The following is a 20,391-nucleotide window of genomic DNA, read 5'->3' on the forward strand; positions in this document are numbered from 1 at the left end:
CCGCGGACAGCTAGTCTGGCGTGCGTACTCTGGGCCTCGCGGCGTCGGATCCCCGCGATGCCGCGCTCACGGGGAGGAGGCTGCGTGCGGGTGGTGACCTGGCTCGGCCGGCACGACCCCGGTTTCAGCGCCCTGCGCCGGGCCGGACGCGCGGCGATCGTCGTGCCATTGCTGTTCCTGGTCGGCAGCCAGGTGCTGCGGAATCCCGAGGTCGCGCTGTTCGGGGCCTTCGGGTCGTTCGCCATGTTGCTGTTCGTCGACTTCAGCGGGCCGCTGAGGGAGCGCATCCAGGCCCAACTGGCGCTCGCGGTGGCAGGAGCCGCGCTCGTCACCCTGGGGACGTTGGCGTCCTCGCCGGTGTGGCTGTCGGCGGTCGCGATGGCCGTCGTGGCGTTCGGTGTGCTCTTCGCAGGGTCGGTCAGTTCGGTGATCGCGTCGGCGTCCACGTCCCTCCTGCTCGCCTTCATCCTCCCGGTGACCTTGTCCGGCACGGCCGCATCCATCGGTCCGCGGCTGCTCGGCTGGGGTCTCGCCACGGTGGTCAGCGTCCTGGCCATCTCCGTGCTCTGGCCCGCGCCTGTGCGGGAGCCGCTGCGCGGTCCGGCGGTGGAGGCGTGCCGCGCGCTGGCCGCCCGTCTCCGCACCGCTGTCGACCCTGCCTCGTCCGCTGAACCGGCGGCGGCGGATCCCGGAGGCGATGCCGCCGTAGCGGCGCTGCAGCGGGTGTTCCTCGCAACGCCCTACCGTCCCACCGGCCTGAGCGCTCCGGCGCGCACCGTCGTCCGGCTGGTCGACGAGCTGACTTGGCTGGATGCGGTGATCGGCCAGTTCCTCCGGCACGGGCGCGGGGCGGCTGCAGCGTCGGACTCGGGCTCTCCCGCCGCGGCGGGCTCTCCGTCTGCGGCGGATTCGGCCGCCTGGAGCCTGGGCGCCACCGCGGCGGATGTGCTGGAGGAGGGCGCCGCGCTCCTCGCGCAGCACGGCGGCGACCCGGCGGCGGTGGAGGCCGCGCTCGGCCGTCTCGCCGATGAGCGCAGCAGGGTGGAGGTCGTGACCCTCGCCCCGGCGCCCATGCCCTCTGGCCTCGTCGGCCTCGGCGCCGCCGAGCAGTTCGCGGCGGCCCTCGGCCCGGGCTTCCGGGCGCAGGAGCTCGCGTACGCCGTGGCGACCGTCGCCGGCAACATCGTCCTCACCGCCCGCGCGGAACGCCGGACCTGGTGGCAGCGGATGCTGGGTCGGCAGCCGGGCGGACTGAGCGGCCCGCTCGCCGCCGCGACCGAGCGGGCCACCGGCTTCGTCGGCAAGACGTCGGTGTGGCTGCGAAACAGCATCCGCGGCGGCATCGGCCTCGGGATCGCCGTCCTGGTGGCGAAGCTCACCGGCGTCCAGCACTCTTTCTGGGTGGTGCTGGGCACGATGTCGGTGCTCCGGTCGAGTGCTCTGAGCACCGGACAGACCGCTCTGCGCGGTGTCGTGGGCACGGTGGTAGGTGTGGTCGTCGGGGCTGCGGCGCTGTTCGTCATCGGGGCGCATCCTGTCGTGCTGTGGCTGGTGCTGCCGCTCGCGATCCTCGTCGCCGGTGTCGCGCCCGCGGCGATCTCGTTCGCGGCCGGCCAGGCGGCGTTCACCATCGTCATCGTCCTGCTGTTCAACGTGATCGCGCCGACCGGCTGGACCGTCGGCCTGATCCGGATCGAGGATGTGGCGCTCGGCTGCGCGGTGAGCCTGGGCGTCGGCGCACTGTTCTGGCCGCGCGGCGCGTCGGCGTCGCTGCGCTCCGCGATCGGCGACGCCTACCTGGCCAGCGTCGACTACCTGCGCGCCGCGGTGGACTACGGGATGACGCGCTGCGACGAGACGGCATCCGACCGTCCCGAGCCCAGGCAGCAGTCGATGCGGGCCGCTGCGGCCTCCCGTCGGCTCGATGACGCGTTCCGCACCTACCTGACCGAGCGCGGGTCGAAGCAGCGTCCGCTCGCCGAGGTGTCGGCGCTGATCACGGGGGTCGCCGGCGTGCGCCTCGCCGCCGACGCCATCGTGGAGCTCTGGCGCGGGCAGGCAGCCGGCGACGGCGACCGGAGCGCCGCTCGGGAGGCCCTCGACGGCCGGGTGGAACGGCTCGTGTCCTGGTACAGCGGGCTGACGACCGCGCTCGTCGCACGCGAGGACCTGCCGGGCCCTGCCGGCGCAGACCCGTCCGCCAACGGCGTGCTGGCGGCCGCCGTGCTCGGCGAAGCGGGTGACATGACGCCGACCGCCACCGCCGTGCGCATCATCTGGACGGCGGATTACCTCGAAGTCGTCCGCCGTCTGGAAGCCGCGATCGTGGCGCCCGGGGCGCCCGCCGACACCTGAACGCCCCCATTTTGACCCCCGAGTTGGGGTCCGCACTTTGGTGGACAGAACGGTATTGTCGTACCAACCCCAGCGGCCCCGAACCAATGGGGGGATGCACCGTCGTCGAGCAATCGGCGATGGAAAACCCGATCATCCGATACCGTCGACGCTGATGCCCGTGCGTCATCACATCAACGTTTGCGCTTTTTATGGAAAGTACCCGAAGCTTCCATGCTGCGAAACATCGACCCCATTATTCAAGGTCCCCTTTTGACTGCCATCGAGGCGGTGAAGCCGGGACGCTGGATCGCGATCACCTCCGTCGGAGGTCCGGCCGCCGTTCCCACGATCGACGTGGACACCCCCCTCGACCGGATGGCGCCCGCGCTGTTCCAGGTCGTCCCGCTGAGCGCGCAGGCCGAGCCGATCATCGGCTGGCTGGCCGACGCCGCTGACGATGACGCCCTCGACGCGTTCTTCACGGTTCAGGGCTCGGCGCGGGATGCGGAGCGACGATCCTTCGAGATGGGCCGCCTCCTCGAGGTGCCGGCCCACGCCTGGGACAACGTCGCGCTGACGATCACGGTGGAATCGCCGGCCGAGTTCACGTTCTTCGTGTGCACGGGCGGCAGCCAGCACGAGCTGGTCGACCTCCTCGCTCCGCGCCAGCGCCAGGCCGCCTGAGCCTCCTTCGCACTGCGGTTCCCGTAGCGCCCGGTCGTCGACCTCGGTCTACGACTGGTCGCCGCGGAGCCGGAGCAGGCGTGGCAGGTTGCGCGCGGCCATCGCGACGGTCAGCGGCCCGACCCGCGGCACGAAGACGCTCGCGCGCTCCAGCACGGACGGGTCGAAGTTCGTGAACTCGGCGACGTCGACGCAGATCGCGTTCTCGCGGATCTCGTCGCCGCGGATCAGTTCGAAGTCCCGTGACGGCACCGCGGAGATGACGACGTCCGCATCCCGGAGGGCTGCGGCGCGATCGAGTCCGGAGTCCCTGACGTCGAACGCGCGTCGCCCGATCGCGGGCTCGAACGTCATCGTCCCGTCGACATCGAGCGAGTGCACGAGCGCGCCGTCGTTCGCGAGCATCGCCGCGAGCGGCCGGCCGACCAGTTCGCTGCGGTTGATGACGCAGGCGGTGATCCGCGCGAGCGGCGGCTCGTCACCGACCCGTTCGGTCGGAAGGCCTGCGTGCTGCAGGAGCTTGATGATCGCCAACGGCGTGCACGGGAGGATGGCGCGAAGCTCGCCTCCTGCATCCACGTGCCGCTGGTTCTCGTAGAGCAGCCGCGCCCAGAACGAGTGCATGCCCTCCACATCCTTGCGGGGGTCGACGAGTTCGCGCAGCCAGTGGTCGTTCGCGCGGTCCATCAGCGGGTAATAGAGGAAGATTCCGTCGATGGCCGGATCGATGTTCGCCGCGGCGATGCGCGCTTCGACCTCCGACGGCTCGACGTGCTCGACATCGAGTTGGATGCCGGCCGCCTCGCACCCGCGCCGGGCGTAGCGCGCGTAGGTGGCCGCGGGGCCCTCCTCCTGGCCGAGCAGGCCCAGGATGCGCGGCTGCCGGCGGCCGCCCTCCACGAGGGCGGTGACGTCCCGGCGCACCTCCTCGAGGTACTCCTTCGCGATCGGAGACGGGTTGAGCACGGTTGCGGTCATGCGGCATCCTCCACGGACTGCGCCAGCTCGTCCCTGCGCGCCCGGAGTCCGGGCGCTGCGGGGGAGGAGAGGCGTTCGAGCTGGGCGAGGTTGATGTCGGCGGTGCGGAGCGCCGCGCGGGCGGCGCCGGCGATCACGTCCCGTCCGGCGAGCACATCGCTGACGACGTTCCGCTTCACGCCGGGCTCCAGTTCATGGGACAGCGTGAGCGCGTCGAGGAGCCCTGCCGCGAGGTCGAGCGGCCCCTCGGTCGCGGGGATGCTCGCCTGCTCGATGGCCCTCGTGCGCGCATCGTGCTCCGTGTCATCCTCGGCGGGCATCCGGTACGCCGACATCACGGCTTCGAAGTCGCGCGTGTCCGCATCCGCTGCACGAGCGACCCGGTCGCGCAGACCGTCGAGTGCCGGTCGGTGTCGCCCGACCCCCTCGCCGTCGGCGGTGATGGCGACGGCCATCGTCAGGAGTCCGACGCCGAAGGCGCCGACCACGGCTGCCACGGAGCCGCCTCCGGGAGTCGGATCTGCGGACGCCGTCCTCTCCAGAAGGTCTCCAGCACGCGCAGCCCACACACTTTCGCTCACGCAACACAACAGTACCGGGCTCGGGCGGTGCCCGATTCCGGGGCGCCGCCATGCGGCTACGCGTCCGCGGCTGCGCGCCTGCGGCTACGCGCCTGCCGGTGCCACCCAGCCCGAGGTGACCGCCTGCACCCGGGACCCGTCGAGGTCGGCGAGCTTCACACCCGCGAACCGCGACGCGTTCTCCGAGGTCTGGATGCGCGCCGGCGGTTCTGCCGCCTCCAGCACACCGACGATCACCTCGGCGACGCTCTCCGGTGCCTGTGCCACGCCGGGGTCGAACGCCCCCGCCGTGCGTGCGAGGTAGGAGCGGAGCGCATCCTCGTAGGGTGTGCCGAACGCCGCCGGCGTCTCGCCCAGCCCGACGTTCGCGACGAACTCCGTGCTCACAGCCCCCGGCTCAACGATGGTGACCTGCACCCCGAGCGACGCGGCGACAGGCGTCAGCGACTCTAGGAAGCCCTCGACGGCGAACTTCGCCGCGCAGTACGCCTCGTTGAACGGCTGGCCGACCACTCCGCCGACGCTGGACACGGTCACGAGGCGCCCCTGGCTCTCGCGCAGGAGCGGCAGCGCCGACTGCGTCACGGCCACGACCCCGAAGAAGTTGACCTCCAGCACCGCCCGGATCTCCTCCAGACTCTCGAGCTCCACGGTTCCCACGTGCCCAGCTCCCGCGTTGTTCAGGAGGGCGTCGAGGCGTCCGTAGGTGTCGCGGATGTGCCGGAAACAGGCCGCGACGGACTCCCGATCGGTCACATCCAGGCGCTGGATGTCGAGCTCGACCCCGGCCTCGCGGCAGGCGTCCAGAAGTGCTCCGGACTTGGCGGGATCGCGCATCGTCGCGACGACCCGGAAACCGCGGCGGGCTGCGGCGACGGCGGAGGCCAGCCCGATGCCCGACGACGAGCCGGTGATGAGGAGTACGGGGGCAGTCATGCGCACAGTCTGACACCGCGCTGGACGATGGGTCGAGGTACCGCCTCCGGCCCAACTGTTCGAGTATGGTCAGACTCAATCGGGGGAGATGGACGATGGCGACGCAGTCCAATCAGGTGGTGAGGCGAATCGCTCACGCAGTGAGCGTCGTTGCGCGCCGGGTGGTGGCTGTTCTCATGATCGTCGGCGGTTCGCTCAACGGATCGCGCTCGGGAGACCAGCAAGCGCGCGCATTGTACGAACGCCGGAATCGCGACTACCGGCCGTGAGAGGGGAATCATGATCGAGCTGCGCGGGGACGAGGACGGGATGTTCCGAGCCGACGGACCCGGGAGGCCGCTGCCGTACGGGCTGCGTGAAGACCCGCAAGAGCCGTTCGTGGCGACGGTGGCTCCGAACATCGACAAGATCTCCGCCCTGTCGTTCGATGGGCGGACGGTGGCCGGCAGGCGATCCCGCCGCGGCCTGTTCGCCTTCGGTGCGTCGGTCGCAGGGTGCGCCCTGGTGATCGGCATCGTCGTGGCGGCGCAGTCATTGATGGGCTTCCTGGGCGCCGGGTAACCTCCAGCCGTACCATCCGCCCCCTTGCCAGCCAGAGAGCGACGGCAGTCCAATGGGGCCCATGAGAAACAACAGAAGCCCCTTCGAAATGCGAATGCCGGACATCCCTCCGGCCCGACGCGCGCTCTTCGTTGCAGCGATCGCCTGGAGCATCGCCTGGAAAGGCGCATCCCTCTGGCGTGCGGCCAGGAACGACAGCAAGCCGTGGTTCGTCGCGCTGTTGCTGACGAACACACTCGGCGTCCTGGACGCCGTCTACCTCTTCGCCGTCGACCGCCGTCGGTCCAGCTCCCGTCTGGTCGAGGAGGCCATCCTCGCCGCGACCGGGGAACCGGAGCAGGGCGGCCATTGGGACGAACCTCGAGGCCCTGCCGGGCCCTGAACCGAGGGTCGGCCCGAGAAGCGGGCGGGTCTACCATCCCCTGCATCGCTGAAACACGACGCTCTGACCGGTTAACCGCCCGTTCCGACCCGGGTACCGTGCGACGGAACACACCAATGGATGCGGACCGATGAGGAGGTCGTCATGGGTATCGAGGACAAGGCCGACGCGACCGGCGACAAGCTGAAGGGCAAGGTCGACGAGGTCATCGGCAAGATCACCGACGACGAGTCGCGCGTGGTGAAGGGCAAAGCCGAGCAGGCGAAGGGCAGCGTCAAGGACACGGTCGCCGACGTGAAGGCGCACGTGAAGGACAGCGCGGACAAGCACGACGACCGCCGCGACGACACGGACGTGCCGTACGACGGCGCCGACCGGGCCAACCTCGAGTAGCCGTGGTCGCGGAGAACCGTCCCCGCGACCACGGTTCACATCACAAACCGCAGGGTTTGAGCGCCGCCACGTCGGTGCCGAGCACCGCGGGCCCTCCGATGAGGACCACCTTTGTCACACGCATGGCATAGATGGCTTGCAGCGTGCTCTGGGGGACGCACTCCGGGCGGGCCAGAAGCAGCGGAGACTTCCCTCTGCCGGTGAATCCGGAGGCGGTGAGTCCATCCGGGTAGTTCAGCCCAGAAACCAGGTACGCGGTCGAAGCGGTCCCGTACGTGTTCTTGGCGACGATCTCTGCCGTTCCGAATCGGTCGGCCCCGTAGATCCGCGCTGTGTTCGGCACGATTGCGGCAAACCTGCTCACGAGGGCGTCGGAGACGGAGTTGGGACCGCCGACCACGCGTATCGTCGCCGTCTTGAGATCGCGGAGGAGCGTTGCATCTGCGGGATCGACAGTCGTTGTCGGACCGTTGACGATCATCACCGGCTCGCCGTTGAACGCAGCGGTGTTCCCAGCCGCGATTGCGTCGGTCCACGAATTGGAATCGACGACGAAGACGACAGGAGCGGCCGTAAAGGTCGACCGGATCGCATTGCGTGCCGTCTCGAACCTGTCTGCTCCATTCACCCGGGAAACGGTGGCGGTCGGCAGGATCCCCTTCGCATCCGTGAGCCGAGCGTCCGGGATGGCTGTAACTCCACCGACGAAGACGACTCGTTGTGGGTTCAGCCGCTTGAGCTCGTTCTGAGTCGCTCCGGGAAGTGCGCCGGCGTCGGTGAGAAGCAGCGGTCCGCCGGCTTTCGCCGCGACTGCGCCCGTGTAGCCGGCATCGACTGGGCTGGCAGCGCTCACGATGTACGCCACGGGGGCGCCGGTCGGGAACGCGGCTTTCGATACGTCAGCAGCTCCGTCGTATCGAGTTGCTCCATAGATCCGCCCGGATGCGATCGCGGCGCCGATGACGGTCACAGACCGCACCCCAAGTTCTTGTCTTGCACCTGTCGTCGAGTCGAGAGCGTTGATTCGCACCTGGTGAACGCCAGGAGTCGTGGTCACCGTCGTACTGAAGCCGTGGTTTCCTGGCACGCCTCGTGCGGCGTTGACGTCAGGTCGGGGCGTGTTGGCGGAGACGAGAGCGAGCCGCGTTCCATCGACCCAAACCTCGATCTGGATCGACGCCGCCGGAGCGTCCGGGTCGTAGGCCCATCCCGTCACCGCGAGGGCACCGGCCGAGGGGCTGGAGGCCGAATCGAAGACTCCGACAGGAGCGGCTTCGGAGTTGGTCACTCGGAGCTGGCCGTTTCCGGCAAGCCCGAAGTCGACGTGAAGGTGGTCGTTGGAGTCACTGAATTCGTTGTTGAGGTTCGTGAGTCCTTGCGACGGTAGCGAGGCATGGCGCCACTGGACCTGCCCGACGTGCATGTTCGGGGGCTCGAACGAATTAAGCAAGCGGAGAAGGTCGTAGGTTTGTGCATTCGAACCGTCCAGCCTGTTCCCGTTGATCGCCCCGAAATCGATCGCGACGGCCGGCCGTTTACAGTGCCACGGGCTCGGATGCGCGTTCGTGCACGTGTTCTTGCCGTCGTGCGCACACCAACGACTGAGGTCCGTGAGCTGGACTTTTGTATAGGTCCGCACGGTGACCACAAGCGTCTGGAGAACTCGGGTGTCGATGTTGCACTCCGGGAAGTTGCCGATGCTCCCGTTCGCGATCCGGCCGATCTCGTTGTCGAAGATGCTGCCGTGCGTGATGGTGGCCTCGGTGAGCTTTCCGGCGCCGCGGGCTTGCATGAGCTCGGTCGCAAGAACACTGGGGTTGGATGAGACGTTGGTACACGCTGCGCCGCATCCGGCATCTGCCCGGGCGGGAGACGCACTCCCTGCCGGGACGGCGACGCCCACCGCGAGGGCGATCACGCCTGCGATGGCGAGGCGCACCTTCATCGGTGAGCGCTCTCTGCGCCACCATCCACGCCACAACGCGAGGATGCTGATGGCTTCGGATCTACTTCTCATCAGCAGTGACCCCCACGGCGCCGCAGTCCGCAGCAAGAGCATCCTGTGCTTGAGCGAACTCGACATCGCCGTCCGTCCAGCCGCTGTCCCGGAAGGCGGAATACCGGGCGATATACGCGTCCAGATGATCGGCGAACGGCCGCCACGCAGCTCCGGCCTTCGTGGCGTCGGTCGCAGCCTGCTGCGCCGGGGCGAAGGACTCGACATCGGTGACATCCGGCGTGTTCGTGAAGATCACGGTGCAGGCCGCCACGACTGAACTCGTGCCCTCAACGTCATCAGCCACCGTCACGGCGCCGGCCTGAGGTGGATGCGAGACCGCGGGCCGTGCCGCGCCGATCAAACCCGTCGCTGCGGCACCGGCAAGCGCGGCACCACCCATCCACATCACGATGTGCTTTCTCATTCGCTCTTCCTTCGGGAGGTAGGTCCTGCATCGCTTGCAGAGGGTCACCCGCGATCTTTGGAAGACGCTACTTCTCCATGAAGGCTCGGCGTGAATTGATACGAAGAATAAGACGCATCACAGGTGAGCGCTGAGTCAGTTCTCGCTGGCCGGTGGCGCTTCCGACAGTTTTCAGAGTCAGCAAGCAGGCCAAATAGCGGACAGCGTGGGAGGGGTCCAGCCGATGGTCGCGAAGGCGTGGCTAGCCGCGGGCCACCGTCCTGTGCTTCAGTCGGCTACGGTCGGCGATCGATGCCCACCTTGTAAACAGACGGGCATTCGCATGGACGGCTCACTTCTCGCCAATCTGATCTGGCTCGTGAGCCTTGCCGTGCACCTGGTGGTCATCGTGCTGGCGCTGATCTACATCCCGCGCGACCGAAAGCCCACGGCAGCCATGGCGTGGCTGCTCCTGATCATCCTGTTCCCCTTCTTCGGGATCGTGCTCTACCTGCTGATCGGCAACTTCACGCTGCCGAAGAAGCGTCGCGAGGAGCAGGCGCGGATCGACACCCTCATCAAGGGCAGGGCAGCCAAAGCAGGGAAGCTGGTGGCCGACGAGAGCAACTGGCCGCGCTGGTTTCAGCGGATCGCGCAGCAGAACGAGCGACTGACCGCGCTTCCGGCGCTGCCCGGCAACAACGCGACCCTCTACGACGACTACCAGACCTCCATCGACGCGATGACGTCGGAGATCGACCGTGCGCAGCAGTGGGTGCATGTCGAGTTCTTCATCGTGGGATGGGATGACACCACCCGCGGCTTCTTCTCGGCCATGGAACGCGCCGTGGCACGGGGCGTTGAGGTGAAGCTGCTGGCGGACCACGTCTCGTCGAAGAAGATCGCGCACTCGAAGGAGACGTTCGCCGAGCTCGACCGCATCGGCGTGAAGTGGGCGTGGATGCTTCCCGTCATGCCGTTCAAGGGCAAATACCAGCGCCCCGACCTGCGCAACCACCGCAAGATCGTCGTCGTCGACGGCCGGGTCGCGTTCATGGGCTCGCAGAATCTCATCTCACGCGACTACGACTCCGAGAAGAACATCAAGCGCGGGCTCAAATGGCAGGAGCTGGTCACGCGGCTCACCGGGCCGGTCGTCGCCTCCGTGAACGCGGTATTCCTGTCGGACTGGCTCATCGAGACGGACGAGGACCTGGCCGACGTTGAGCACGTCCGAGTGTCGGACCTTCCCGTCGACACCTCGCCCGACGCCGTGGTCTGCCAAGTGGTGCCCTCGGGCCCGGGCTATCAGACCGAGAACAACCTGCGGCTTTTCCTGTCGCTCATCTACGGCGCCACCGAGAGGATCATCCTCACGTCGCCGTACTTCGTCCCCGACGAAGCCATGGTCTACGCGATCACCACCGCCTGTCAGCGAGGGCTCGAAGTGCAGCTCTTCGTGTCGGAGATCGGCGACCAGGGGCTGGTGTATCACGCCCAGCGCTCCTACTACGACGCGCTGCTCGAAGCCGGCGTCAAGATCTTCCTCTACCCGGCGCCGTTCATCCTGCACTCCAAGCACTTCTCCATCGACGACAACATCGCCGTGATCGGATCGTCCAACATGGACATCCGCTCGTTCAGCCTCAACATGGAGGTGTCGCTGCTGGTCCTCGGCGAGTCGTTCGTCGCCGACATGCGCGAAGTGGAGCAGGCCTACCGGGATGCCGGCCGCCAGCTCACCCTCGAGGAGTGGAAGCGGGAACCCGGGAAAGCGACCTTCCTCGACGGCGTCGCCCGCCTCACCTCGGCCGTCAACTGATCGGGTCTCGTCGGGTATCCGTCGCCGTTGACATCCGTCAGCGCTTTACCCCAACCAATTCATAACGTTCCAGCCCGTGCCGACCCGGTACGCGTACCCCCAGTCGGTGAAGCCCTTTCGCGGGTACACGTAGAGGTTCCCGGTGCTGTCACGGGCGAGCAGGTCGTTGTATCCGTCGCCTGTCGCGTCGCCGACGCTGACGATCGACGTCATGATGTTCCAGCCGGTTCCGATCTTTCGGGGCGGGTTCCACTGCCTCGCGGTGGGACCCCAGTAGTGCTGGTACCACCACAGGTTGCCCGCTGCATCCCGCGCGAGCAGATCGGGCTCGCGGTCGCCGTCCCAATCCCCGACGGGGATGATCGCCGTCATGCTGTTCCAGCCGCTTCCGATGAGCGAGCGGGCCTTGAAGCCGCTGTGCCCGTCGCCCGGGTAGAGCCAGAGACCGCCCGTGCCGTCGACCGCGGCAAGGTCGGCGTTACCGTCGCCGTCGAAATCGCCGACGCCGAGGATCGACCTCATCCCGCCCCAGCCGGACCCGATCAGGGAGCGGCCGCCCCATCCGTTCGCGCCGTTGCCCGGGTAGAGCCACAGCAATCCTCCCGCGTCGGCAGCGATGACGTCGGGTTTGCGGTCGCCGGTGAAGTCACCCGGCGTGACGACGACGCGCATCCCGTTCCAGCCGCTCCCGACCTGGACTGCGGCCGGGCTCTTCCAGCTGCCCTGACCGTTGAGCCGGTACGCGAACAGTGCTCCCGAGGCGTTGCGGGCGAGGAGCTCCGGCGGGGCGGCGGTCGCGTAGTCGTGCGGCACGGAAAGCGCCGTGTATGACCGCAAATCGTCGTCGATGCCGGTGACGACGGTCTGAGCAGCCACCGGGACGGGCGACGCTTGGGACGCGGTCGGTGCACCTGGCCAATACTGCTGGGCGAAGGGAAGGCCGGGCATCGGCAGGAACTCGATACGGTAGGTCGCGGCGGAGAGGCCGCCGACCTCGTAGTGTCCCGAGGCATCGGTGAACTCGTCGGCGGCCCACGTGTAGGCGCCGGTCGCCGGGTTGAGCACCCAGGCGGCGACTTCTGCACCCATCTTGTCCGGGAGCGGCTTACCGAGATAGGTCAGCGTGCCCGAAATGCTCGAATCCGGAGACAGTGCGGCGCTGGCGACTGCCTCCTGCCCTGCGGTGATGGTGAGACGCTGGGAGGGCCACGCGGTGCCGCCGAGGTACTGGCTTCCGAACCCGGTGGCAGCGAATTGGATCGTGTAATCGCCGGGGAACACATCGCGGATGAGGTAGTTCCCATTGTCGTCCGTGGTCGCCCAATTGATCGGGTTGTGCGTGGAGTCGGTCAGTTCGACCGATGCTCCCCGGAGCGTCGTGGTCACTCCATTCGCGTCGGTGCCCGTGACCGTGCCGCGTATCGACGCCTTCGGCAGCATGCGGATGTCGATGCCGGCGATCGCCTTCCCCGCACCGACCGGGATCGGAGTCGCATCCGGCTGCTGGTAAGTGTCCTTCCAGAAGACCGGGAAGACATCGGAATCGGAGACCGCTTGGACGGTGTAGGTCCCCGGCCATAGACCCGCCACGGTCCACGCCCCCGGGGCAACCGGGATGTCATCGCTCGGCATGCCGGGCACGACCGTAGCCGTCCCACTCGTTGCCAGCAATCGCAGCCGAGGGTTCGCCACGGCCGTGCCATCCGTCTGGGCGATGCTGCCGGAGATCGACGCGCCCGGAGGGACGGCCACCCGAGGGAGTACGAGTGTCTGACCTGCGGCCAGGTGCACCACCGGGGCCGTAGCGGCCGATCCGGCTCCAGACCAGTACGGCGTCAGAGCATTGATCGCCCCGTACGGGTGGTCGTATTCGATCTTGTAATCGCCGGGCGAGAGCTGGTCGAACGTGAATGACCCGTCGGCCGCGGCGGAGACCTCGCTGATCTCCGTACCGGTGCTGTTCAATAGCCGCACGAGAAACGAGACGTTCGCCCCCGGCGCGCTCTGGGCGGAGGCGGACCCACTGATCGTGCTCGGCGTCGAGGCTTCGGCAGGGGCGATCGCCCCAGCCGACACCAGGGCGATGGTCACCGCAGCCGTGGCGGAGACACGCAGAAGTCGGGTGGATGCGCTCACGAGCATGGCTGGATCCGATCGTTTCTACACGGAGCACAGTGATGCTCTGGCGAGATGCTAGCAGCGGGCGCGCACCCCCGATCCCCCGCTTTCGCGTGACAGGACGCCGGTTAGTCGACGCACTGCACGAGGTCGGCCCTCAGGTCCGCTCCTCAGCCGCGTTCTGCTCGCCCTCCCGCCAGAACCGGGGTCCCCACCAGCGGAAGGCTGCGTACTGCAGCACCGCCACTACGCCGACCAGGTAACCGAAGCGGAGGATGGCGTACCACCACGCATCGGGGGAGGGGACGACCCCGATCGCCTGCAGCAGCAGGACGATCGCGGCGGCGATGGCGGCGCCCTTGTAGCTGCCGACCGCGTGGCCGCTCGAGACGAACGGGATGGCGGTGATCAGGGAGGCGAGCGCCACCCCGCCGCCGATCATCGCTATTCCGCGAGCCACAGTTCGGGCACGGGAGAGCGGGGAGAGCCCGTTAGCCCGGGAGCCCGAAGCGATCAGGGAGACTCCGGCCACGATCAGCCCGACGACGACCAGGATGACGATGAGTGCGACGAACAGCACGAGCGGGACGAGGAACCAGCCAAGCGTACCGATGAACAGCACGAGGGCCGCGGTACCGAGCCGGTTGTCCTCGTACTCTTCTGGCTGCACCAGCGCGAAGGCGAGCGCCGTGACGATGAGGATGTGCGCGGCGGCCAGCGCAAGCACCTGCCACCAGCGGAGAAGCCAGGTGCCCACGGTCCGCTTACGTGACGTGCCGGGCTTGCCGGGCTTGCCGGCCTTGGCGCGCTTCGCCCGCGGCGCGTCCGTCCCGAGCGGAAGGAGCGCCAGCAGCTGTCCGACACCGACGAGGCCGCAGATCAGCAGCATCGCCCAGAGCGCATCGTCGTCGCCCGTGTCGTCGGCGGACGCCATCCAGAGCGCCAGGGTGAGCCAACCCGCCGCCGTGACGATCGCGAGCAGCCACCATCGTCCGCGTCGCGAGGTGAGCGCCGCGCGGAACGGCGCGCCGGCCGAGCGGAGGAAGCGCTGAAGGCTTGCGCCGTCCTTCTCGGCTGTTCCCGAGTCGCTCGTTTCGACCCGATCGGTCACCCTGTCTCCTTCTGTCCCGGCCCCTGCGGTGTCACGCATCGGGGCGAGCGAGCGTCTCACGTCCCCGTGCGCCGCGAGCGACGGCCCAGCGGACGAGGACGATGGCCGCGCCCAGAACCGCCGCCAGGATGACAGGGCCGACGCCGATCCCGAGGGCGGCGGGGAAGATCTTGACGGCGATCTGCGCCATCTCCCGGAGGTCGCCGTCGAGCACACGCATGCCGAGCGCGCTCGAGACGGCGGTGAACAGGGCGGGCGTCACCCAGAGTGCGGCCAGTCCCGCGACCCACACACCGAGGCGTCGCAGCGGCATGACGCCGCACCAGCCGAGGACAGCGCCGACGATGACCGCGGGCAGCCAGCGGAAGACCGAACCGAGCGCGAGCGCAGCGCCGTACGGGTCGACCAAAGCCGTGATGGCGCCCACGATCCAGGAGGTGACAGGAACCGCCGCCAACACCAGGCCCAGTGCTGCGGGACCGACGGCGCGCCGGGACACCAGCCAGAACAGTCCCTGCGCGAGCAGGACGGAGACGATCGTGCCCGCGAGCATGCCGCCGAAGTACAGCTCGGCGCGGCTGTCGACACCGGGCCGGCCGATACCCAGTCCGTCGGCGATCACCAGGAACGCCTGCAGCAGCGCCGCGAGCTGGAGGAGCAGCAGTCCTGCGGAGACGCTCCACGCCTCCACCCGTCCCGTGCCTCGAAGAAGTCGGGTCACACCGCCCGCCAGGACGCCGCCCACCAGGAGCAGGACCAGGAGGGTCGTGGCGGAGTACTGGCTCACCGGCAGCATGGCGAAGGGCATGGCGTCCGGCGGCGTCTCGGTCTGCCAGAGGTTCTGCAGCGGGAGGCGGCCGCCCTTCAGGAGCCACGGGAGCAGGCCGATGATGCCGGAGGCGAAGCCGAGGGCTCCTCCCATGACGAGCGACTCGGCCCGCCCGTGCGCGGACGCGGCTGTCGGACCACGACGTGACGATGACATGAACAGCGCTCCCCCCGGCGACGTGCAGTGAGCAGAACGGTATCGCATCCCGCCGGGGCGGGCAGCGACCCTCTCCCGCCGGGCGCGAATGCTGCACCATGGCGCGAAGCACATCTCGTGCGACCGCCCGCTTCGTTCTGCCCAGGTCCCTGAGGCTGTTGCACTCCGTGGCTGCCTACTGTATACAGAATACAGACCCACCCACAGCAGAGACACTTCAAGGAACGAGGTACTCATGTCTCGCGTCAACTCAACGGTGAGAAGGGCCCTGGCTATCACGGCCGCAGCCGCGCTCGCGCTCAGCATGGCGGCCTGCTCCGGCTCGGGAGGCGGTTCCGGTACCAAGACCGTCGTCTGGTCCACCTGGGGCACCCCGGAGGAGCTCACCCGCTACAAGGACTTCGACCAGAAGTTCATGAAGGAGCACCCGGACATCAAGGTCGTCCTCCAGCCCGTCGCCGACTACGGCGATTATCACACCAAGCTGCTCGCACAGCTGGCCTCGGGCACCGCTCCCGACGTGTTCTACATCGGCGACGACAAGATCGGCCAGTTCGTCAACTCGAAGGCTCTGCTGCCGCTGGCCTCCTTGATGGAGTCCTCGGCCAGCAAGACCAAACCCGCCGACTTCGCGCAGGGCCTGTTCGGTGCGACGAAGAAGGGCGACGAGTACTACGCGGCGCCCAATGACTCCAACCCGGACGCCTTCTGGTACGACAAGGTGGCGCTGAAGAAGGCCGGCATCACGCAGGACCCGGCGACGCTCGCTTCCCAGGGCAAGTGGACGACGGCCGCGTTCCTCGACATGAACGAGAAGCTGCACAAGGCGGGCCTCACCGGCTCGATGTTCTGGAACTACTGGAGCACCCACTACAGCTGGATCTCTTCTCAGGGCGGAAAAGCATTCGACGGCTCCGGGAAGTTCGTCGCCAATACCGACCAGACGAGCGTCAAAGCGGTGGATGTGCTCGCCAAGAACTTCCAGGACGGCACGTTCATCGTCGCCGACACCCTGCCGGAGGGAGCGGGCGCGGACAGCGTCTTCGTCACTCACAAGGCCGGCTTCTTCGTCCAGGGCCGCTACACGATCGGCACCGTTAAGGCCGCAGGCGACCCGCAGGACTACGACGTCGCCCCGTGGCCGACCCCGTCCGGCAAGGCGGCCCCGACCGGCGTAGCGGTGAGCTACCTGGCCATCAACGCCAAGACGAAGAACAAGGACGCGGCGTTCGAGTTCTGGACCAACTTCCTCTCGTCCCAGGGACAGACCGCGCGCCTGCAGGGCGGTGGCAACGCCGTCCCGTCCATCAAGGGCGCCGACAAGGTCGTGCTCGACGGCTACCCGCAGCACGCGCAGACCCTGCTCGACATGCGCGACATCGGCTTCGAGGACAACGCGACCGAGGCCTCCGTCCCCGGCCTGTCTTCCGATATCAGCGACAAGATGCTTGCGCTCTATCAGGGCAAGTCCACCGCCAAGGAGACGCTGAACGAGGTCGCGAAGATGATCGCCGACAAGACCGGCGGCAAGTGAGGCCGTGCCCGTGACTGCACTGAGTGACCGGCCCCTGGGCGAAGCAGCCGTGGCCGCCGAGGCCGAGGTTGTGCCCGCGACGCCGGGCGGGCTCCGTAAGGAGTCCGCCTGGCGGCGTCGCGACCGCCGCTGGGGTTATGTGTTCGTCGGGCCGCAGCTGCTCGGCATGACGCTGTTCGTCGTCGTGCCGTTCGTCGCGAGCCTGGTGCTCGCCTTCGCCCACTGGGACGGGCTCAACGACCTCAGCTGGGTCGGCTTCGACAACTTCCGGGCCGAGTTCGCCGACCCCCTGTTCTGGCGCTCGGTCGTCAACACCCTGCTGATCGCGCTCATCACCGTGCCGATCGGTCTGGGTCTCGCCGTCGTCCTGGCTGTCGCCCTGGAGCGGCTGAAGACGCGCACGCTCTACCTCGTCCTGTTCTTCGCGCCAGTCGTGACCTCGTCGGTCGCGGTCGCCATGATCTGGCAGCAGCTCTTCCGCAAGGACGGCGTGATCAGCGGCTTCATCGCCACTGTGTTCCATGTGGCGCCGCCGGACTGGCTGGGCGACCCGCACCTGGCGCTCATCGCCGTGTGCATCGTCACCATCTGGTCGTCGGTCGGCCTCAACGTCATCATCTTCCTGGCGGGGCTGCAGAACATCTCGCCGTCCGTCATCGAGGCGGCGCGGCTCGACGGCGCGGGCGCCCTCACCCTGTTCTTCCGTGTCCGGCTGCCGCTGCTTTCGCCGATCATCTTCTTCTCCACGGTCATCGCCTTCATCAGCTCGCTGCAGACCTTCGACACGGTGTTCATCCTCACGGCGAACGCGGGACCCGACAACGCGACCCGCACGATCGTCTACCACATCTACGATCTCGGCTTCGGGAAGTTCCAGTTCGGGCCCGCCAGTGCGGCCTCGATCATCCTGCTCCTGATCACGCTGATCATCACCGCGATCCAGTTCACGGCCCAGAAGAAGTTCGTTCACTACGAGGATGGTGCCGCATGACCGCCCCCGCATCCGCAGCCCCGGCCCCCGCCCGGGCTCAGGCACCCCGCACCGGTCGCGCAGTCACCCGCACGCGCACGGCCGTCCTGCACGCGGCGCTCGTCGTCGGTGGCGTGCTCATGGTCTTCCCGTTCCTGTGGATGCTGATCACGTCGTTCAAGACGCTGCCCCAGCTGCTGAACGACCCGCTCGGGCTGTGGCCGCAGCCGTTCACGCTTCAGAACTACGCCGACGCCTGGAGCGACGTGCCGTTCGGCAGTGCGTACGCGAACACCATCTACATCGCGGTGCTCGTCGTCGTCGGCACGCTGATCACCGCGGCCATGGCGGGGTACGCGTTCGCGCGCATCCCGTTCCGCGGCAGCCGAGTGCTGTTCGTGCTGTTCCTCGCGACGCAGATGATCCCGATGCAGGTCACCCTCATCCCGTTCTACTTCCTCATGGCGAAGCTGGGCTGGGTCGACTCGCATCTGGCGCTGATCGTGCCTGCGGCGCTCGCCAACCCGTTCGCGGTGTTCCTGATGCGCCAGTTCGTGCTCTCGCTGCCGAAGGAGCTGGAGGAGGCGGCCATCGTCGACGGCGCCGGCCGCTGGCGTGTCTTCTGGAGCGTCATCCTGCCGAACCTCCGGCCGGGCCTTGGCGCACTCGCGATCATCGTCGCGCTGAGCACCTGGAACAACTTCCTGCTCCCGCTCGTCATCCTGAACTCGCAGGAGCTGTTCACGGTGCCGCTGCTGCTGCAGAGCTTCCGCGGCCAATTCGGATCGATTAACTACGGGCTGATCATGGCGGCATCGGCCATCGCGACCATTCCGATGCTGATCGCGTTCGTCATCGGCCAGCGCCGCATCATCGGCAGCATGGCCGCCTCAGGGCTGGGCGGCCGGTGACGGGCGTCGCGATCCCGGCCGCCTCCCGCGCCGCGCGGTTCCTCGACCTGGTGTCGGCGCCGTTCACGCTCCCCGGCTCGCGCATCCTCGTGCTCCGCGACCGCGACGGGTTGCCGGAGGCCCTGACCGTGCGCCTGGCCGAGTACGAGAAGCCGCTCGACGACTGCGTGCTCGTGCGCACGCTGCGCGTCTTCGACGCCGAGGGAGCGGTCGCACGCGTCTCCGGCGTCCGTCCCGACCGCATCGAGTTCGGCGCGGCCGGCGTGACGCTGACGTTCGAGGGGCCGGATGCGCTGAGCCTCGGCGGCGACGGCGGCGAGTGGGATGCCGAAATCGTGCTTCCCGATGATGAGCGGGCTGTGCGCTTCTCCTCTTCCGCGGGCGCAGTGCGAATCTCCGCCACGGGGATCTCGCGCATCCCGCGCATCGTCCACGACGACGCGTTGGCGGCAACCGCCCGGATCTGGGACGACTGGTTCGTCCGGACGCCCGCCGTGCGGGACGACCTCGCCGACATGACCGCCTTCTGCTGGTGGGTGCTCGGAGCCAACATCGTCTCCCTGCCGGGTCGCGGCGCCCGCGCCGTCGTGCCGTCGAAGATCGGCTATGTCGGCCTCTGGCAGTGGGACGCGTACTTCATCGCGGCGGGCCTCCGCCATGGCGACCCGGAGCTCGCGAAGGAGCAGTTGGACCTGGCCTTCGCATTCCCGACCGCCGATGGCCAGCTGCCGGACGTGGTGCACGACGAGGGGATCCTCGCCTCCAGCGACGACCTCCCGGCCGGCGACCGCGACACCCTGCGCCGCGCAGGCTCGTCCATCGCTGACCCCTCCGCGCCCATCCCACTCACCAAGCCGCCTTTGGCCGCGTGGGCGCTGCGCCGGCTGGAGGGCTTCGTCGACGACCCGGTGTGGTTCGATGCCGCGTGGGCGACGGTCGCCCGCAGCCAGGAGTGGTGGTTCGCGCATTCGGACCTCGACGGCGACGGGATGCCCGAGTACGGCCACCCCTACTCGTCCGGCCTCGACGACAGTCCGGTGTTCGACGCCGAGTTGCCCGTCGCGTCGCCCGACCTGGCTGCGTACCTGATCCTGCAGGACGACCTGCTCGCCGCCAGGGCGCGCGAGGTCCGGGATGGGGCCGCGGCGTCGCGGCACGCGGAACGCGCGTCCCGGACGCTCGCGCTGCTGGAGGCGATGTGGGACGAAGATGCCGGCTACTTCCGTTCGTCCGGCGCCGGTGTGCCCGTGGAGGCCGAGACCGCGGTCTCGCTGCTGCCCCTGCTCACCGGACGTCTGCGCGGGGGCCACGTCTCCGGCATCCTCGACGCCCTCGACGACCCGGACCGCTTCGCGACCCTGTGGCCTGTTCCGACCGTCGCACGCCGCGACCCGTCGTTCTCCGACGAGCGGATGTGGCGCGGGCCCGTCTGGGTCAACGTGAACGCGCTCCTGGTGGAGGGGCTCGCGGTCTCCGGTCACCCGGCGCGCGGGCGCGCGCTGGCCGAGCGCACGCTCCGCCTCGTCATCGACGCAGGCGGCCCACACGAATACTTCACCCCGTCCACCGGGCGGAAAGCGCAGACCGCGACCACCGCATTCGGGTGGTCCGCCGCGCTGTTCATCGACCTGGCCGTGGCGGTGTCCGGCTGATCCACCCGTTCTATCCCACCGTTCCATCGACGAA

18 protein-coding genes are annotated in these 20,391 nt (G+C 68.4%); 10 read left to right on the forward strand and 8 right to left on the reverse strand.

What is annotated here, in order from left to right:
- Window positions 1–84: 84 nt before the first annotated feature.
- Window positions 85–2,355: an FUSC family protein gene (locus AB4Z18_RS01850; RefSeq protein ID WP_441781002.1), complete on the forward strand. Its 2,271-nt coding sequence runs from the start codon at window positions 85–87 to the stop codon at window positions 2,353–2,355.
- Between the two features lie 252 nt (window positions 2,356–2,607).
- Complete coding sequence (locus AB4Z18_RS01855) at window positions 2,608–3,021, forward strand: hypothetical protein (protein ID WP_441781003.1); 414 nt, start codon at window positions 2,608–2,610, stop codon at window positions 3,019–3,021.
- Window positions 3,022–3,069: 48 nt separating this feature from the next.
- On the opposite strand, the gene AB4Z18_RS01860 is transcribed toward AB4Z18_RS01855, so the two are convergent.
- The 3 genes from AB4Z18_RS01860 to AB4Z18_RS01870 all read right to left on the reverse strand — a co-directional run bounded on the left by AB4Z18_RS01860 (window position 3,070) and on the right by AB4Z18_RS01870 (window position 5,516).
- Window positions 3,070–3,999 (reverse strand): bifunctional methylenetetrahydrofolate dehydrogenase/methenyltetrahydrofolate cyclohydrolase, encoded by a 930-nt coding sequence (locus AB4Z18_RS01860; RefSeq protein ID WP_441781004.1) that lies wholly within the window; start codon window positions 3,997–3,999, stop codon window positions 3,070–3,072.
- Window positions 3,996–4,580 (reverse strand): cyclodeaminase/cyclohydrolase family protein, encoded by a 585-nt coding sequence (locus tag AB4Z18_RS01865; protein ID WP_441781005.1) that lies wholly within the window; start codon window positions 4,578–4,580, stop codon window positions 3,996–3,998. Before AB4Z18_RS01865 ends, AB4Z18_RS01860 begins: the two co-directional genes overlap by 4 nt.
- A gap of 84 nt (window positions 4,581–4,664) precedes the next feature.
- The gene (locus AB4Z18_RS01870) at window positions 4,665–5,516 is read right to left on the reverse strand and encodes an SDR family NAD(P)-dependent oxidoreductase (protein WP_441781006.1); all 852 of its coding nucleotides are present in this window, start codon (window positions 5,514–5,516) and stop codon (window positions 4,665–4,667) included.
- Between the two features lie 279 nt (window positions 5,517–5,795).
- Between AB4Z18_RS01870 and AB4Z18_RS01875 the strand changes: the two genes are divergently transcribed.
- From AB4Z18_RS01875 to AB4Z18_RS01885, 3 genes are all read left to right on the forward strand, one after another.
- Window positions 5,796–6,077, forward strand: a complete 282-nt coding sequence (locus tag AB4Z18_RS01875; protein ID WP_441781007.1) for a hypothetical protein — start codon at window positions 5,796–5,798, stop codon at window positions 6,075–6,077.
- Window positions 6,078–6,171: 94 nt separating this feature from the next.
- Window positions 6,172–6,459: a DUF5652 family protein gene (locus AB4Z18_RS01880; protein WP_441781008.1), complete on the forward strand. Its 288-nt coding sequence runs from the start codon at window positions 6,172–6,174 to the stop codon at window positions 6,457–6,459.
- A gap of 120 nt (window positions 6,460–6,579) precedes the next feature.
- Entirely contained in the window at window positions 6,580–6,852 is a 273-nt protein-coding gene (locus AB4Z18_RS01885) for a CsbD family protein (protein WP_441781009.1), read from the forward strand.
- A gap of 40 nt (window positions 6,853–6,892) precedes the next feature.
- On the opposite strand, the gene AB4Z18_RS01890 is transcribed toward AB4Z18_RS01885, so the two are convergent.
- Window positions 6,893–8,755 carry a cell wall-binding repeat-containing protein gene (locus AB4Z18_RS01890; protein ID WP_441781010.1) on the reverse strand — a complete coding sequence of 621 codons (1,863 nt, stop codon included), beginning with the start codon at window positions 8,753–8,755 and terminating at the stop codon, window positions 6,893–6,895.
- Window positions 8,756–8,858: 103 nt separating this feature from the next.
- Entirely contained in the window at window positions 8,859–9,275 is a 417-nt protein-coding gene (locus AB4Z18_RS01895) for a hypothetical protein (RefSeq protein WP_441781011.1), read from the reverse strand.
- A 322-nt stretch (window positions 9,276–9,597) separates the two neighbouring features.
- Here AB4Z18_RS01895 and cls point away from each other — a divergent pair, with 322 nt between their 5' ends.
- Complete coding sequence (gene cls, locus AB4Z18_RS01900) at window positions 9,598–11,076, forward strand: cardiolipin synthase (protein ID WP_441781012.1); 1,479 nt, start codon at window positions 9,598–9,600, stop codon at window positions 11,074–11,076.
- Between the two features lie 45 nt (window positions 11,077–11,121).
- Here cls and AB4Z18_RS01905 read toward each other — a convergent pair whose 3' ends face one another.
- From AB4Z18_RS01905 to AB4Z18_RS01915, 3 genes are all read right to left on the reverse strand, one after another.
- Complete coding sequence (locus AB4Z18_RS01905) at window positions 11,122–13,218, reverse strand: FG-GAP-like repeat-containing protein (RefSeq protein ID WP_441781013.1); 2,097 nt, start codon at window positions 13,216–13,218, stop codon at window positions 11,122–11,124.
- A 133-nt stretch (window positions 13,219–13,351) separates the two neighbouring features.
- Window positions 13,352–14,305: a hypothetical protein gene (locus tag AB4Z18_RS01910; protein ID WP_441781014.1), complete on the reverse strand. Its 954-nt coding sequence runs from the start codon at window positions 14,303–14,305 to the stop codon at window positions 13,352–13,354.
- 31 nt (window positions 14,306–14,336) lie between these two features.
- On the reverse strand, window positions 14,337–15,290 hold the full coding sequence (locus tag AB4Z18_RS01915) for a hypothetical protein (protein ID WP_441781015.1): 954 nt from the start codon (window positions 15,288–15,290) through the stop codon (window positions 14,337–14,339).
- Between the two features lie 235 nt (window positions 15,291–15,525).
- On the opposite strand from AB4Z18_RS01915, the gene AB4Z18_RS01920 reads away from it, so the two are divergent.
- Genes AB4Z18_RS01920 through AB4Z18_RS01935 form a run of 4 tightly spaced genes read left to right on the forward strand, consistent with a single transcriptional unit; the run spans window position 15,526 to window position 20,357 of the window.
- Window positions 15,526–16,824: an ABC transporter substrate-binding protein gene (locus AB4Z18_RS01920; RefSeq protein ID WP_441781016.1), complete on the forward strand. Its 1,299-nt coding sequence runs from the start codon at window positions 15,526–15,528 to the stop codon at window positions 16,822–16,824.
- 10 nt (window positions 16,825–16,834) lie between these two features.
- Complete coding sequence (locus AB4Z18_RS01925; protein ID WP_441781017.1) at window positions 16,835–17,815, forward strand: carbohydrate ABC transporter permease; 981 nt, start codon at window positions 16,835–16,837, stop codon at window positions 17,813–17,815.
- Window positions 17,812–18,705, forward strand: coding sequence for a carbohydrate ABC transporter permease (locus AB4Z18_RS01930; RefSeq protein ID WP_441781018.1), 894 nt, complete (start codon window positions 17,812–17,814; stop codon window positions 18,703–18,705). Before AB4Z18_RS01925 ends, AB4Z18_RS01930 begins: the two co-directional genes overlap by 4 nt.
- A complete protein-coding gene (locus AB4Z18_RS01935; protein ID WP_441781019.1) occupies window positions 18,702–20,357 on the forward strand; it encodes an amylo-alpha-1,6-glucosidase in 1,656 nt (551 codons plus the stop codon). The genes AB4Z18_RS01930 and AB4Z18_RS01935 overlap by 4 nt, the downstream gene beginning before the upstream one ends.
- Window positions 20,358–20,391: the final 34 nt, after the last annotated feature.

This window comes from Leifsonia sp. 2TAF2 (genome assembly GCF_052115085.1).
Classification (GTDB): Bacteria; Actinomycetota; Actinomycetes; order Actinomycetales; family Microbacteriaceae; genus Leifsonia.